Source organism: Clostridium aciditolerans, from assembly GCF_016316925.1.
Lineage (GTDB): Bacteria > Bacillota > Clostridia > Clostridiales > Clostridiaceae > Clostridium_AM > Clostridium_AM aciditolerans.
This window is the reverse complement of sequence record NZ_JAEEGB010000039.1, coordinates 65,375-81,858: the sequence shown is the minus strand read 5'-3', so window position 1 is coordinate 81,858 and position 16,484 is coordinate 65,375. Positions and strand designations below refer to the sequence as shown.

The 16,484-nt window shown below is 30.5% G+C and carries 15 protein-coding genes and 1 other annotated feature; of the genes, 5 read left to right on the top strand and 10 right to left on the bottom strand.

What is annotated here, in order from left to right; translation table 11 throughout:
* Positions 1 to 74: 74 nt before the first annotated feature.
* The 4 genes from I6U51_RS21465 to htpG all read right to left on the bottom strand — a co-directional run bounded on the left by I6U51_RS21465 (position 75) and on the right by htpG (position 5,096).
* Positions 75 to 518: an Lrp/AsnC family transcriptional regulator gene (locus I6U51_RS21465; RefSeq protein ID WP_211144603.1), complete on the bottom strand. Its 444-nt coding sequence runs from the start codon at positions 516 to 518 to the stop codon at positions 75 to 77.
* Between the two features lie 44 nt (positions 519 to 562).
* Positions 563 to 1,546: an asparaginase gene (locus I6U51_RS21460; RefSeq protein WP_211144602.1), complete on the bottom strand. Its 984-nt coding sequence runs from the start codon at positions 1,544 to 1,546 to the stop codon at positions 563 to 565.
* 893 nt (positions 1,547 to 2,439) lie between these two features.
* On the bottom strand, positions 2,440 to 3,192 hold the full coding sequence (locus I6U51_RS21455) for an exodeoxyribonuclease III (protein WP_211144601.1): 753 nt from the start codon (positions 3,190 to 3,192) through the stop codon (positions 2,440 to 2,442).
* A 35-nt stretch (positions 3,193 to 3,227) separates the two neighbouring features.
* Positions 3,228 to 5,096, bottom strand: coding sequence for a molecular chaperone HtpG (gene htpG / locus I6U51_RS21450; protein WP_211144600.1), 1,869 nt, complete (start codon positions 5,094 to 5,096; stop codon positions 3,228 to 3,230).
* A gap of 160 nt (positions 5,097 to 5,256) precedes the next feature.
* Here htpG and I6U51_RS21445 point away from each other — a divergent pair, with 160 nt between their 5' ends.
* From I6U51_RS21445 to I6U51_RS21430, 4 genes are all read left to right on the top strand, one after another.
* On the top strand, positions 5,257 to 5,517 hold the full coding sequence (locus I6U51_RS21445) for a MoaD-like domain-containing protein (RefSeq protein WP_211144599.1): 261 nt from the start codon (positions 5,257 to 5,259) through the stop codon (positions 5,515 to 5,517).
* 169 nt (positions 5,518 to 5,686) lie between these two features.
* Positions 5,687 to 6,229 carry an MORN repeat-containing protein gene (locus I6U51_RS21440; RefSeq protein WP_211144598.1) on the top strand — a complete coding sequence of 181 codons (543 nt, stop codon included), beginning with the start codon at positions 5,687 to 5,689 and terminating at the stop codon, positions 6,227 to 6,229.
* A 197-nt stretch (positions 6,230 to 6,426) separates the two neighbouring features.
* Complete coding sequence (locus tag I6U51_RS21435; RefSeq protein WP_211144597.1) at positions 6,427 to 6,798, top strand: BlaI/MecI/CopY family transcriptional regulator; 372 nt, start codon at positions 6,427 to 6,429, stop codon at positions 6,796 to 6,798.
* Positions 6,785 to 8,683 carry a M56 family metallopeptidase gene (locus I6U51_RS21430; protein WP_246517586.1) on the top strand — a complete coding sequence of 633 codons (1,899 nt, stop codon included), beginning with the start codon at positions 6,785 to 6,787 and terminating at the stop codon, positions 8,681 to 8,683. Before I6U51_RS21435 ends, I6U51_RS21430 begins: the two co-directional genes overlap by 14 nt.
* A 70-nt stretch (positions 8,684 to 8,753) precedes the next feature.
* Here the strand turns inward: I6U51_RS21430 and I6U51_RS21425 are convergent, their stop codons facing one another.
* The 5 genes from I6U51_RS21425 to I6U51_RS21405 form a co-directional block, all read right to left on the bottom strand.
* Positions 8,754 to 9,479 carry a hypothetical protein gene (locus I6U51_RS21425; RefSeq protein WP_211144596.1) on the bottom strand — a complete coding sequence of 242 codons (726 nt, stop codon included), beginning with the start codon at positions 9,477 to 9,479 and terminating at the stop codon, positions 8,754 to 8,756.
* 3 nt (positions 9,480 to 9,482) lie between these two features.
* Positions 9,483 to 9,803, bottom strand: coding sequence for a PadR family transcriptional regulator (locus I6U51_RS21420; protein ID WP_211144595.1), 321 nt, complete (start codon positions 9,801 to 9,803; stop codon positions 9,483 to 9,485).
* 202 nt (positions 9,804 to 10,005) lie between these two features.
* The gene (locus tag I6U51_RS21415; RefSeq protein WP_211144594.1) at positions 10,006 to 11,121 is read right to left on the bottom strand and encodes an HD-GYP domain-containing protein; all 1,116 of its coding nucleotides are present in this window, start codon (positions 11,119 to 11,121) and stop codon (positions 10,006 to 10,008) included.
* A 259-nt stretch (positions 11,122 to 11,380) separates the two neighbouring features.
* Positions 11,381 to 12,118 carry a tRNA pseudouridine(38-40) synthase TruA gene (truA, locus tag I6U51_RS21410; RefSeq protein WP_211144593.1) on the bottom strand — a complete coding sequence of 246 codons (738 nt, stop codon included), beginning with the start codon at positions 12,116 to 12,118 and terminating at the stop codon, positions 11,381 to 11,383.
* A gap of 377 nt (positions 12,119 to 12,495) precedes the next feature.
* A complete protein-coding gene (locus I6U51_RS21405; RefSeq protein WP_211144592.1) occupies positions 12,496 to 13,290 on the bottom strand; it encodes an HAD family hydrolase in 795 nt (264 codons plus the stop codon).
* 447 nt (positions 13,291 to 13,737) lie between these two features.
* Positions 13,738 to 13,985: a binding site (T-box leader), on the top strand.
* A 79-nt stretch (positions 13,986 to 14,064) separates the two neighbouring features.
* Here I6U51_RS21405 and asnA point away from each other — a divergent pair.
* Positions 14,065 to 15,081, top strand: coding sequence for an aspartate--ammonia ligase (gene asnA / locus I6U51_RS21400; RefSeq protein WP_425489788.1), 1,017 nt, complete (start codon positions 14,065 to 14,067; stop codon positions 15,079 to 15,081).
* Positions 15,082 to 15,351: 270 nt separating this feature from the next.
* Here asnA and I6U51_RS21395 read toward each other — a convergent pair whose 3' ends face one another.
* Positions 15,352 to 16,326, bottom strand: a complete 975-nt coding sequence (locus I6U51_RS21395) for a metallophosphoesterase family protein (RefSeq protein WP_211144590.1) — start codon at positions 16,324 to 16,326, stop codon at positions 15,352 to 15,354.
* Between the last annotated feature and the right edge of the window lie 158 nt (positions 16,327 to 16,484).

Genomic DNA, 16,484 nt, shown 5'->3' with positions numbered 1-16,484 from the left:
ACAATTATTTACTCTTCCTCTATGCAAATTGGATATATCAAGCAGTAACTTGTTATCTTAACACTGTTACTTAATTAAATATTTTTATCATCGCTTATTATATGCTCTTTTTCTACTGAAGAAAGTATTATGAATGTCTCCGTATTGCCAAACATCTGTATCTTTCCTATAAGTTTTTCTAGACTTGCAATATTCTCAAGCCTGGCTTTTAAAATCTTGCAGTATGGTCCTGTAACATGATGGCATTCAATTATAGAATCCTCGTTTTTAATAAACTCCATAAACTTTTCATTTCTTTGAACATTCATTCCTACGTTTATAAGCACATTAATTTTTTTGCCAAGTTTCTCATAATCTACTACTGCTTTGTAACCTGTTATAATTCCTTCTTCTTCAAGCCTCTTTACTCTCTCTGCTACTGCAGGGGCACTGAGTGCTACCTTTTGTGAAAGTTCCTTCATAGGCATTCTTCCATCTTCCAGAAGCAATTCGATAATTCTATAATCCGTAGAATCCATAAACATTCCTCCTAGGAAAATAATTTCTTGTTTCTAAATTTAAATTAATAATAGTTCTTCTCAAATATTTCTTTAATCTTAGATAAGTCCTTACTCTGTCCTAATGCCACCATTAATTTGATTCTAGCTTTTTGTCCTGGAAGATTGTCTCCAAGAATTACTCCTCTTTCAGTAAGTTCTCTTCCAGCACCTTCGTAACCATAATCATCAAGAACCTTACCCATAAGACATCTGGATACTAGAACAACTGGTATATTTTTTTCTAAAGCATATTCCACTCCAGAAACCATTTTAGGTGGAATGTTTCCTCTTCCCATACCTTCAATTACTATTCCATGTGTTCCAGAATCTACGCAAAACCTCAAGATACGATCATCCATACCACATCCGCATTTTATAAGATCTACATTACTGTCAATTTCTTTTGTAGATATGTACTGATTTTTAGTGTAACTATAGTAAAAGTAAACTTTGTTGTTATCTACAAAACCGATAGGCCCAAAATCCTTGCTTTTAAAGGTGTCTAATGTATGCGTATTGGTCTTAGTTACCTGAGAAGCGGAATGGACTTCCCCACTCATTACTACCATAACTCCCCTGTTTTTCGCCTCATTGGATATTGCAGCATGAACAGCATCTATTAAGTTTGGAGGTCCATCCCAACCTGGTTCAGAACTATTTCTCATTGAGCCTACAAATATTACAGGCTTTAAGCCATTGTATGTCAAATCTACAAGATATGCTGTTTCCTCAAGCGAATCTGTACCATGAGTAACTATAACTCCATCATAGCCTTCAATTTCAATTTTATTATTTATTAATCTTGACAATTCCAGCATTTTTTCTGGAGTCATATGAGGCCCCGGCATCATGCCAAAATCTAAGAAGTGAATATCTGCAATATTCTCAATTCCTGGTGTATGCTTTAATATGTCTTCTCCGCTCATAGCTGGTACAGCGGCATTATTATTTTCATTCTTTTTCATGGATATTGTTCCACCGGTAAATATAATAATAATCTTCTTCATGACAGTGCTCCTTTTTTACTATTATGCTAAAAAATAATTATATCTGGGATTGTTTAAATATATATTTGCTGAAACTCATGAGTTCACCATCTAAAGTAGTTTTATTTTAGCATAATGTATTTACAGCGTACATGCATGAAATAATGCTATATGATACTTTCGCATAACTTAATTATTTATTTTTATAAAATTACTTAATTAAAAAAATCATTATCGAATTAACGATTAACTTAATAACAAAATACTTAAAATTTTACTCTATTTAACATAATATTGTAAAATTTAATATATTTGTATATCTATAGATATACAATCTATATGTTTGACTTATCCATCAGTATTCCCATGGTAAGCCAAATGCTTAATTTGGATATCTATAGTGTTAAAAATATTATTCAGTATTATACAATTATTGCTATTGTGCATCTTACAAATTAAACTAAGATTTATATGGAATACTTATTAATATTGAAAAATCAGTAGAAAATATAAAATGACTGGATAAAAAGAATTCTTTTAAGAAAAGACTTTTAGCTTGGTTCATAATGAATAAGTTTTAAAAAAAGTGCCAGCAAAAACTTTTCTATAAGTCTTATATAATATAGCCATACAAGACTTATAGAAAAAATATCTACTGGTCACATAATATTATTTATCCGATGACTACCCGCTCTAATACTCCCGCGCACTCTGTGAAAGCAACTGTCACCAAATCGGAGAATTTGGGACATCTGCTTTTCTCCAAGCGGGAGTAAAGAGCGGCTACGTCCCTGGATAACGATTTCTAAGCATCAGGTGGAGGTTAAATGCCTAAATGGCATTTAACGGGCNNTGCCAAGAACTCTGTTTATATATGTAATTATAAATTACTATGGTGGGTTATCTATAGTTTCCTACTTTATAACGAGTTCTACAGGACAGTGATCCGATCCTAAAACCTCTGTATGAATGTCTACGCTGACTAATTTATCCTTTAGTGAGTTTGAAACACAGAAGTAATCTATACGCCATCCTGCATTATTCTTTCTAGCGTTAAATCTATAAGACCACCAAGAATACATTCCTTCTTTATCTGGATTAAAGTATCGATAGGTATCAATAAACCCAGCATCCATAAGCTCAGTAAACTTTCCTCTTTCTTCATCTGTAAATCCTGCATTTTTTCTGTTTGAACTAGGGTTTTTAAGATCTATTTCTTTATGGGCTACATTCAAGTCTCCACAGACAATTACTGGCTTATTTTTCTCTAAAGACTTTAAATAAGCTCTAAAGTCATCTTCCCATTTCATTCTGTATTCTAATCTAGCTAACTCTTGCTTAGAATTAGGTGTATAAACTGTTATCATATAAAAATCATCGAACTCTAAAGTGATAACTCTACCTTCTTTATCGTGATCTTCAATATTAATTCCATATGCAACACTTAGAGGTTCCTTTTTTGTAAATATAGCTGTACCTGAATATCCTTTCTTTTCAGCATAATTCCAGTATTGATGATATCCTTCTAGCTCTAAATCTATTTGACCTTCTTGTAATTTACTTTCCTGAATGCAAAATATATCCGCATCCACCTCTTTAAAATAGTCCAAAAATCCCTTAGTAACACATGCTCTAAGACCGTTAACATTCCATGATATTAGTTTCACAGCTATCCCTCCAAATTTTACAATATGCTCACAAATCAACCTGCAATCTTCGCAAGTATTTCGTTACTTCTACTTATAAAGCGTGACATCGCCTCTGCATCAAGCTGTTTATGGCTTATCATAGCAAGATCATAAATATGCTGACAAATAAGATTTACATCCTCTTTTTTATCTTCCATCTTATCAAGCTCAATAAGCTTTTTAATGAGTATGTTGTTTTTATTTATAACTAAGGTTTGCTCTGAAGGGAACATATCCTTCATATCCATACCACCAAACATAGAACTCATTTCAGACATTCTTCTTGATTGCTCGGAAAGTAGTACCATAGCAGGTACTTCAAAAGTTTTTAGTGCCTCTATAGAAATTTTTAATTTATCATTGTTCAATACTCTTTTAAATATATTTTCTACATCTGCATTGAATTCTTTATTTTCACTATCATTATCAGCTTCTGCAGCTTTTAATGTCTCAGATAAATCCGAATCTATTCTATTGAATTTAACATCACTTTCATTAGATTCCAAGAAGCTTATAAAATGACTATCTATTGTAGAGTTCAATATAATTGCATCTAGATCATTTTCTTTAAAAAGCTTAATGTACTGAGCTTGCTGTTTTTCATCATTTACGTAAAAAACTTTATTTTCATGCTTTTCTTTATTAGCTTCAAGATATTGTTTTAGTGTTACATATTCTCCTTTAATAGTCTTGAATATGATTATATCTTTTACCTTTTCATAGAACTTTTGATCTCTTAGACATCCATACTTAATAAATATATGAATATTGCTCCAAAAATTATTGTAATTATCTCTTTCATTTTTATAAAGAGTAGTCAATTTGTCTGCTACCTTATTTACAATGTGTCTAGAAATCTTTTTAACATTTCCATCCTTTTGTAAAAAACTTCTTGAAACATTTAGTGGAAGATCAGCACAATCAATTGCGCCCTTTAAAAGTAGTAGAAATTCTGGTATAACTTCTTTTATGTTATCTGCAACAAATACTTGATTATTATATAATTTTATTTGACCTTCTGTTGCTTCAAATTCGTGTTTAAGTTTAGGGAAATATAGTATTCCTTTTAAATTAAATGGATAATCTACATTTAAATGAATCCAGAACAATGGCTCATTAAAATCAAAAAATACTTTTCTATAAAAATCTTTGTATTCTTCTTCAGTACAATCCTTTGGAGCTTTTAACCATAAAGGATTTGTATCATTTAAAGGTTGTCTTTCATTATCTTTTTCCTCATTTTTTACATTTTCATTTTTAATAAATATTTCTACAGGCAAAAATGAGCAATGCTTACTGATAACTTCTCTTACCTTGTATTCCTCTAAAAATTCCTTACTATCTTCACTTATATATAAGGTAATAGTAGTTCCTCTTTCATTTCTCTCAGATGAAGTTATTTCATATTCAGTACCGCCATCGCAAATCCATTTTACAGCTTCTGAACCTTCTATATATGAAAGAGTATCAATTTCAACTTTATCAGATACCATAAATGCAGAATAAAATCCCAATCCAAAATGTCCTATTATTTGGCTAGACTCATCCATTTTATCTTTATATTTTGCAATAAAGTCTTCTGCACCAGAAAAAGCTACCTGATTTATGTATTTGTTAATTTCTTCTTCAGTCATTCCTATACCGTTGTCAATGATTTTTAATGTTTTGTTTTCTTTATTTACTGAAACAATTACCTCATATTTTGTTTCTTCAGGTATCTTTGCTTCACCTATGGAAGAGAGTCTTTTTACTTTACTTATTGCATCACAACCATTACTTATAAGCTCTCTTAAAAATATGTCTTTGTCAGAATACAACCACTTTTTTATAATTGGAAAAATATTTTCCGTATTAATTGATATATTGCCTTTTTCTTTTACCATGAAAACCCCTCCAATTACTTTATTTCAGCATAATTTTATATCTTTTAAAAATTTATGTCAAGAGTCCTCTATTATAGCTTTAAAGTTTAATATTGGATATTTCTATTTTATAGTATATATTATAATCAGTACTATTAAATGGTTTAAGAAGGTGATATACATGATAATAACAAAAACTCTTGAAATGGGCGGAATTTATAGAGAAGATTTTATAAAGTACTTTCTTAGTATTGGTGGTAAAACAGAAAATCTAGAAATCTTTAAGGGCCATTATTGGGAGGTAGAAGTAGGTTATGAAGTTTGGTCTATGATGGGATCATTAAAACTTCATCACACTTTGATTACCTTTCATGTTGAGGAAGATAAATTTGAAGAATTTATTTCAAAATTTCGTTTAAATTTTTTAAGATGTGGTGGTTAGCTTTTTAATTTATAGAAGACATCAAAATAGAAAATATCATAATAATAATATAGAAAATAATTTGTTGTGGTGGTATAATTTAATTTGTGATGTGTAATTGATAATGATTTTCAATATTTAAAAATACCAGACCTTACTATCAACATTAATAATATGAGGAGAATCAAGTATGAAAAAAATAAAAATATCCACTACAGAACTAACTAATTTGAAAATAAATAATAAAGCTCCAAAGAAACACGTTCACGGCGGCAATTACGTAGGTGAACGTAAGGATGGCAAAATGCATGGTCAAGGAACTTACTTTTATAATGATGGCAGCAAATATGTAGGGCAATGGGAAAACAATGAAATGAATGGCGAAGGTACTTTCACTTGGGCATGTGGTGAAAAATACATAGGCCAATGGAAAGACGATTTACAGCATGGATATGGCATATACACCTGGCCTGATGGCGATAAGTATGAGGGACAATGGGAAAAAGGTGAAAAATGCGGATATGGTATTTTTACTTGGGCTGACGGAGAAACTTATGTTGGCTATTGGAAAGAGGACTTACGTCATGGCAAAGGCATTCATACTTGGATAGATTGCGATAAATATATAGGTGATTGGGACAAGGATATAAGAGAAGGTAATGGCATGTATGTGTATGCCAATGGAAAAGTATCTATAGGAAAATTTAAAGATAATGAACTTTTAGTAGAGTAATCATTCGTAAGGGCTTGTTGATATTTATCAGCAAGCTTTTTTTATATTGCAGTCATATAGGATGAAAAAATCTTATACTCCATGTTAATCATATAATGTAACATTTATACTTATTTGTATATTGACAACTTTGGATTACAGTCGTAAACTAAATATAGATTACAATTGTAATTCTTTTAAAAAAGGAGTGACTCTTTATGCAACAAATACCTAAAATATCAGAGGCAGAATGGGAAGTGCTTAAAATTGTATGGGCAAGTTCACCTTGTACTTCAAATCAAATAATTGAAGCTTTAGAACAAAGTACAAATTGGAGTCCTAAAACAATTAAGACACTAATAAACAGACTGGTAAACAAAAATGTATTAGGCTTCAAAGAAGATGGAAGAAGATATCTTTACTATTCATTAGTGGAAGAAAATGAATGTATAAAGGCAGAAAATCAATCCTTCTTAAGCAAGGTCTATAATGGTGCTTTAAAAAGCATGTTAGTAAGCTTTATAAATGAAAGCGACTTATCCAAGGAGGACATAGAAGATTTAAAGCGCATTTTAGATGAGAGGAAATAGTATTATGTATGAGTTGATTGGTTTCTTTAGTGATTTGTTCAAAATGATATTCCAAGTATCTATTATAGCTGGTACTCTTGTACTTTTAATACTTATGCTCAGAAAATTATTTAAAGGTAAGCTAGGTGTAAAGTTTCAATATGCTCTATGGTTCATTGTAGTATTGCGTTTGATAATGCCAACGTTACCCAGAAGCTCTTTTAGCATTTTTAATCTTATGACTAGAATAAGGGAGCTCCCTTACTTATTATTTGCTATGGGAAAAAACGAAGTTGGCAGCATTGTGGCATATAGTACAGATACTCTCAGCTATATATACAATCAAGGCGCTGTACTAGGTAATTTAACTTCACCGAATCTTAGCAGCAGTAATCCTGCATCTTTTAATTGGTCATTTGTAGCAACTCTAGCTTTTATATGGTTACTTGGTATATTTATAATTAGCCTATATATAGTTCTGGTAAATATAAAACTGAGATCTAGAATAAAAAAGCAGCCTAAATTTTGTAACAAAGAAGTTATATCAATGCTAGAACAATGTAAACAACAAATGAAGATTGATAAACATATATCATTAATTGAGACGGGAGAGATTAGAACTCCTGCCTTATTTGGTTATATTGAACCTGTAATACTGCTTCCTGAAAACACTCTGGATGTATTATCAGTAGATAAACTAAGATACGTATTTCTCCATGAGTTATCTCATTTAAAACGTAAAGATATAATTACAAATTGGATTATAAGCATATTAAAAATAATTCATTGGTTCAATCCAATTGTTCAATATGGACTTAAAAAAATGTGTGAAGACATGGAGATCTGTTGTGATTCCCTTGCACTTTCCTATACAAAGGACGAAGAAGTAAAGGAATATGGATTTACAATCATAAGCCTTATAGAGCGACTTTCAAAACCTGCTCAGGTACCTGGCACTGCCCCTATGGTAAATAATAAATCTGAAGTGAAAAGGAGAATTATTATGATTAAACTATTTAATAAAAAGACCTATAAGTTCTCTGCATTTGCATTAGCAGCTTTGTTGATTTTAGGCTGCACTGCCCTTACAGATGCAAAGGAATCTGCCTTTAAAAAGAGTAAAGCTGTACATGTAGATAAAATTGATTATCCTTTTGTAAAGGACCCTCAATTAATTGGTAGGTGGCAGTCTTTAGACCTTGTACCTAATATAGAGGATTTCAAAGTAGACACTAAATTTTTTAAAGATAATTTATATGTTAAAGAATTAAACTTTACAGGTGAAGGGAAAGTTTCAAAAACAGTTTTCACTTGGACAAAAGATCATATTCTTAATCCTGTAGACAAAACCGACAGTAAATATTTAATCAAAGATATAAATGGCTCAACTTATATGTTCTTCGAATGGAAAAACGGAGATTACACCCTAAGAGGAATAAAGCCTAGATACTATGTGCTAAAAAAGATAAGTTCTACTCCTTCTCTTACAACTAATATGTTTGGTGAAGAGGTAAAAACTAGAACTGATAAAATAGACTATCCATTTGTAAATGATTCTCAAGTTATAGGTAAATGGGAAAGCGTAGACTTTGTTCAAAAAATTGAAAACTTTAAACCAGGCCTTCAAAACTGGAAAGGAGAAGATCTATTCATAGCTAACTTAACTTTTAATGAAAAAGGAGATTTAGTTATGGAAGGCTCAACTATTAATGAAAGTGGTAAGACAGCTAGTATACGCCTTTTCTGGACACAAGGATTAATAATTAATAAAGAGGTTAAAACAGCATCTAAATATATAATAAAAGACATAAAAGGAGAAAGATACATGTTCTTCGAATGGAAAAATGGAGATTATATAGAAAGAGGAGCAACTCCTTGCTACTATGTATTGAAGCAGGTAAAATAAATAAAAAGCCGTGCTGGATTCACTTCCAGCACGTTTTTTGTATTGCCCATAGTTTCTGTTTATCCAAAAACTATTTATTGTCACATGTTCTTTTATATATTTCCATTAATCCAACTACTGCCAGTATAGTAACTATACAGTAAATATTATCATATAAGTTAATATTATAATTCATAGTATTCAACCCAAAAAGCTTTTCAATTATAAACTTTACACAAAACATAATAATCATGAGAATGGCTATAGGTCCTATTATGCTTTTATCATTTATATTGATTCTGGAATTGATTCTTTTATGTCCTGGAATATATTCAGGAACATATGCAGGGAGAACCGATACAGTCCCCTGCCTTTTAAGTTTTAAAATAAATATTATAAGTATACATAATGCATTTGTTTCTATAAATTGATCCATAGTAATAGTAAAATTAACAGAATCACCATTAAGTATATTAGAAAAACCCATTATAGCTACAATTAATATAATTAACATTAAATATTTTTGCGTATAGCTAATTATTTTGTAGGACCTACTCTTGCTATTATTATATTCATCAATAATTGATTTACAAAACACTTCATAGTCTTTTCCAATAAACAAATCTATACATTTATCTTCAATTTGCGCCTGCAGCATCATATCCATGATTTGCTGCAAAACTTCTTCTTTTTCCCTAAGTGTTAAGTTGCTGCTTTGAATATACTCAGTTATATTCCTGTATAAACATAGATTCCCTTCACTCAATTTTTTCTGCTCTTTAAATCTAATTCTTTTTAATCTAATTGCAGATAACATCGTTTACTCCCCCAATACATTATCAATGTTTTTTTTAATTTCTTCCCATGATGATATAAACTCCTTTAATTCGGTAACACCTTCTTCTGTAAGGTAATAATATTTTCTCATAGGTCCTAAAGGAGATTTTTTCATAACAGAATATAATAATTTTTTCTTTTCTAATCTTATAAGTATAGGATATACACTACCTTCCGAAATATCTTTAAAACCAAATTCTATTAATTTCTCACATATTTCATAGCCATATGTTTCATTGTTATTTACTACCTTTAGAATGCATCCTTCAAGAAGTCCCTTTAATATCTGTGTAGTATTAGCCACTAAATCACCTACTTTGTATTACATAATAGCTTATGTTTTAATAATACATCCACTACTTGGTAATGTCAAGTAGCCTTTTAGAAACTTCTACTCTATATGCAATTATATTGCTTCTCATTCTTTGTAAAAGTTAATTCAATAAAACACTGCAAAAAATAAAAAAGACTAAGAAATTTCTCTCTTAATCTTATTCTATACTTTATTATTCTACAACTTCGTACTCTGGCCCCTTTATAACTAATCCCAATTCACACCTAAGATCTCTATATAAGTCTTCACCTTTTTCATTTTTTTTATTTATAATTTTAACTTTAGGTCTTAGTGTAAAATTAGGATAAACTTCTTCTACTACTGCTATTTCTTCGTTGCTTAATCTCACTATAGTTCCTTCTGGATATGGGACTATAGACCTGCTGAAAGCTTTGACTACTTCATAGCTAAATTGAGTTTGTCCATTTGCCATAATGTATTCTACTGCATCATTAGGACTCATAGCTTTTCTGTACGGGCGGTCTGATGTCAGTGCATCATACACGTCAGCAACTGCCACTATTTTAGCTAATTGATTTATTTCATCATTGCTTCTCTTATCTGGGTATCCTTTTCCATCTTCTCTTTCATGATGCTGTAAGGCTATGATTCTGGAAACTGCTGATATATCTATACTACCTTTTAAAAAATCATATCCTCTCTTTGTGTGTTCTCTCACAATTTTAATTTCTTCTTCTGTAAGTTTATCATTTTTTTGCAATATACTATCTGGTATTAGCGCCTTACCTATATCATGAATGAGTGCTCCTAAGCATAAATCGTATAATTTTTTCTTATCTAATTGTAGTTGTATGCCTATTACCAAAGATAAAACAGCCACATTAACACTATGCTGATAAGTATAGCTATCTGTACTTTTTATATCTACAATATTAATTAAAACAGTTCTTCTACCAAGAAGCTCCCCCATAAGTTCATTAACAACATCGCCAATAGACTTAAAATAATTTTGTTTTTCTGCTATAAGTTTTTTATCCTGTGCACTACTTTTTCCTGAATTTAAATTGAACTTGTCAAAGCTATAAAAGGTATCCTTTATAGTTTTAATAGCCTTTTGCCTTAATTCTGGTTTTATTAAATCCTCAACTTCCTTATCACTATATTCATCATTTATGTACATACTGAATATACCTAATTGTTTTACTCTTTTAATATAATTTTCAGTAAGCTTTACACCTTCTCTTAATAAAACCGCGCCTTTGTCATCATAAATAGTTTTCGCTAAAAAACTTCCCGCTTTAGCATATTGTATTGGCACAAGTCTCATTATATTACCCCCTCTAAGTCAGCAATCATTACTCTGCTTATTTCCTATAAACAGGATTCTTGGCAAATTAGCTTAATCTCAAAAGTTTATCTAATATATACACCAATATTTTATTATATATGAAAAATTTCCTAATTAAATTGTATTCCTCTTGAATTAAACATAACTGTCTAAGAACATTATACCAAAAAACCCGCCAGTTTTTATACTGGCAGGTTTAAATTTATAAATTTAATCTTGTTTTAATAGAAATTTACCTTTAGTATTGAATGCTTTTTAAACATAAGCCCTTTGCCTGAGCTATTGGTCCTGCTTCTGACCTTTTCATTTCCTTTAATATTTTTTCCATATCGGATCTCTTAAGATTGCCTTTACCTACCTCTAAAAGAGTTCCTGTAATAATTCTTACCATATTTAACAAGAAGCTATTTCCGTTTACCTCAATTTCTATCATTCCGTTATCTTCTGTTATATGTATATAATTAATAGTTCTAACAGTGGACTTAGTGCTGGACTTTAAGCTGGTAAAACTCTTAAAGTCATGAGTTCCTATTAAAACCTCTGCTGCATTTCTCATTTCATTTAGATTTAATTCATCCTCAGTATGATAAGCATATTTTCTACTAAATACATTTCTAAATCTATTATTATTTATTCTATATACATAAGTTTTTGATTTCACATTATATCTTGCATGAAATCTTTCCGTTGTATCTTTCATAGACTTTACTACTATATCTTCAGGCAAAAATTCATATAAATAATTTAACATATCATCTACAGTTAGAGTACAATTAGTATGGAAATTTGCTATATAATTTTCAGCATGTACCCCTGAGTCAGTTCTTCCACAACCTACTACCTGGATATCTTCTCCTGTCATTTTAGATAACACATTTTCTATCTTAGCTTGTATAGTTGGAATATCGCCTTTTTGCTTTTGCCATCCTTTATATCTAGTTCCGTCATACTCAATTGACATTTTTAAGTTTCTCATATAGTACCACCTTTAATTTATTTTCTTATCCTTTTCTTAATTTTCCCAAGGACATTCTAATTATATACTTCACATTAAAATAAAGCTAGTCACATTAAAATATATTGAGCTATAGGGTTACTAACTAGAAAGTTGACTTATACAGAGGGATATGTTTCCAAAGCCGAAGTAGATTTAAAAACTTTGTTCCAGTCTTAGCGAAGGGCTTTAAGAGAACCTTAGAACTTTAGAGTTGTTTGAGCGAAGCGAGTTCTCGAAAGTTCTTAGGTTGTCTTGAAGCACAAGCTTTAGAACGGCTAAAAGTTTTTAACGTGCTGAAGCTTGGAAACATATCCCGGCGTATAAGTTAACTTTCGGTCTTTGAGCACTACATAATTTTAAATTGAAGATGCATACTTATAAATTACATTATAAACACCATCATCATTATTACTTTTAGCTACAAAGTTAGCATGTTTTTTTACATCTTCTGGAGCATTCTCCATAGCATAGCTATAATGCGCTGTTTTAAACATAGTTAGATCATTATAATAATCCCCAAAAACCATTGTATTCTTCTCTTCTATTTTAAACTTTTCCTGAAGTATTTTTATGGCATTTCCCTTACTTACTCCCCTGTTCATTATATCTATCCAACAATCCCCTGATACAACAAATTCAAGGTTATCATTAAGGTTATTTTTTAAGTATTGAAGCATAGGTGCTTTTACTCCATCTTTTACATAATAGGTTATTTTATAAATAGGATCCTTTACTTCACTAAAGGATTCTAGTACTACTGCTTTAACTCCAAAAGTATTGAATTGATGTAATAATGTCTCTGATGGATTTACTATATATCCATCTTCTGCCCCAAATAAAAACAACTCTTCACCAAATTCACGCTCAAAATTTATTACTTCCTGTATATCCTCTTGAGAAATACAATTTGAATACAATGTTTTACCGTTCCTATTATATTTTATGAGAGCGCCATTATGTGCAATAAATATCATATTTGTATCTACTTTTTCAAAGTTTTTATTAAGCTGATCATAAGATCGTCCACTTGCTGCTAAAAATTTTATACCTTTTTCATTTAGATTATTTATTAAATCAAATATCTTTTCATTTATTTTTCCCTGATCATTTACCAAGGTACCATCCATGTCAGTTGCAATAAGCTTTATCATGTTACTTGTCCTCCTTTAAGGTACGTTCTAAAAATTATAGTATCATAAATTACTCTATTGCTCTATAAAATTCTTTAATATATACACATAAAGAGCATATGCTATTCGCCTTATTAATGGAACTAAATACATTTATTTCCTAGGAAATATAATTTTCTAATTTTAAAATATTCTCTAACCTATTTCCAAATTAGCTTTAAGTTTTTGCTTTTGAGCTTATAGGTGTTTAAAGAATATTTTCTTTTAAACTTAAGTTATTTTTTAATATTTTGCAAATAACAATTTATCAAAAATATTGCCCAAACGCTAAGAAACACCAAGTTTAACTCGCATATTTATTTTCAGTTTTTCAATAATTTTATCAAAAAACTAAAAAATTAATATTGACATATTTTAAAAATAGAATTATAATTTACTCAACAGTTAACAATAATAAATATAACGAACTTAAATACTATGAAGAGAAGAGTAGTTATGGGGATATTTATAGAGAGTCGGGAATGGTGGAAGCCTGATATGATACCTATATATGAAGAACGTCTCGGAGTTTCTAACCGAAATCCTTTGAAAGTAGGCTTAGACGGAACCAATCCGTTAAATATTGGACAGTATCGAATTTTTATTCTGTACTGATTTAAAGTGAGCTATTTAGCTAATTTGGGTGGTACCGCGGAAGTTTGCCTTTCGTCCCTTTTATGGGATGAAAAGGCTTTTTTTATTGTAAAAAACATAGTAATTTAAATTATCAATTTGTAGGAGGAAAAAATTATGGAAATGTTGTACAGTTCATTAATCAAACCGGAAGGATATAAACCAGTTCATAATATAATAGAAACTGAAATTGGAATAAAAAAACTTAAAGACTTTTTCGAAAAAAGAATTGCAGAAGAGCTTAGCCTTACAAGAGTTTCAGCACCTATATTTGTAAAACGCAGCACAGGTGTAAACGACAATTTAAATGGCATTGAAAGACCTGTAGCTTTTGATGCAAAAGCAATAGATGATTCAGATATAGAAATCGTTCAGTCACTTGCAAAGTGGAAAAGAATAGCACTTAAAAGATATGGCTTTGAGGTCGGAGAAGGAATTTACACAGATATGAATGCTATAAGAAGAGATGAGGATCTCGATAACCTTCATTCAATATATGTTGATCAATGGGATTGGGAAAAAGTTATAAACAAAACAGATAGGACAATGGGTACCTTAAAAAATACTGTAGAAGCTATTTATAAAGTATTTAAGGATACAGAAGAATTTATTCACCAGTTATATCCTGCTATAGAAGAAATCCTTCCTGAAAAGATTACATTTATAACTTCACAAGAACTTGAAGATAAATATCCAGAACTTACTCCAAAAGAAAGAGAAGATGCTATAGCAAAAGAATTTGGAGCAGTATTTATATCTCAGATAGGTAAGACTTTAAAATCTGGAGAAAAACACGATGGCAGATCACCAGATTATGATGATTGGGAATTAAATGGAGATATCCTTTTCTGGTATCCGATTCTTGATAGAGCTGTTGAACTATCATCAATGGGTATAAGAGTTGATGAAGAAGCTCTTATAAGACAATTAGAACTTAGTGGATGCCAAGATAGAAGAGAGCTTGAATATCACACAATGCTTATAAACAAAATGCTTCCATATACAATCGGTGGTGGAATAGGTCAATCAAGAATTTGTATGTTCTTCTTAAGAAAGGCTCATATAGGCGAAGTTCAAGCTGCTTTATGGCCACAAGAAATGATTGAAGAGTGCGAAAAAGAAAATATACTTCTATTGTAAAATAAAAACAAAAGCCAACTTATACACTATAAAAATATTGCGAAGCAATATTTTTATCAGAGGACATTTGACAGAGGACAGTGGACAGTGAAGGTGAGTTTTCCTCCTTACGTCAGAAAACTAATTTATTTTTGAGCTCGTTTCACTAATGTGAAACATCTGCTTATAAATATAATCAAAGATTTTTCGTAGTGTAACGTAGAAAAATCCTCCTTCATTGTCCTCTGTCAATTGTCCTCTGTCCTCTAAAAAATGCTTCGCATTTTTTTATTATTCACTTGCACTTGAAATCTCTTTTGAGAATATCCAAGATTTTTTTACAAAGTCTCTTCCCTTAATAGTAGTCTTATTTCCTTGTACTTCAACATATAGGCCTTGACTCTCATCATAAAGTCTCTTTATTTTATAATCTTCTGGAAGTATAGCATAACTTACCGCTCCTGTATGAGCTGTGGTAAAAGGCTGATTTTGTTTTATATTATCTACACTTAACAAAACATGAGTATGAGATGTAAACAAAATAACTTCAGGATATGATGATAAAATTTTATTAAGTTCCCTTCTTTGCTCTACTCCCATCCACCCTTTTATACTTGTGCTTAAATGCTGGTGTAAAAATACAAAAATAGGTTTGCCCTTTTCGTGTTTTTCAGCTAATTTTTCCTTTAACCAATCTAATTGCTTTTGAGATAAAAAGGCATTTACTGCACCTAATTCCTTTGTATTTCCAGATTCGGACCCTAAAGATATAAAGTGATACCCCTTAATCCAGGTATCATGATATACTGACTTTTCACCAGCGAAATCCAAATACATGTTTTTAAACCTCTCAACATCCTCAGGTTTATTTGGTCCTCTTTGATAATCAAAATAATCATGATTGCCGATGTTTTTAATTATGGTTTTGGGTAATAGTTCACGATCTTTATTTAAGGTATTTTTTATTACATCATACTGATTTTTTAGGCCTTGATCCACATTGTCACCATTTAATATCATTGCATCCATATTTTCTTTTACACCATGCAAATCATTAATGGCATTATCTAACTTAGCAGCATTCCCATGCACATCTCCTAAAACAGAAAATGTAAGCCCATGGTCCTCAGGTACTTTTGTAGTTGCGGTGCTTTCATTTTTTTTAGAGTTATCAGATTTTGATGCAGTTCCCTTTATATATACTGCTGATGAAATAACTATAGCTATTAACACCACCATTAATGTTGTTATTTTTAATCTCTTCATATATTTTAAGTCCCCTGCCATTCTATAAAATTTCTATGTTACTATAATATTACATTATACCCTACAAAACTATTTTTTACTATTTTATATAAACATAAATTTATACTTGTTATGAAAATGACTTTCATTTATTGCCATTGTGCTGATATAATTAGTAT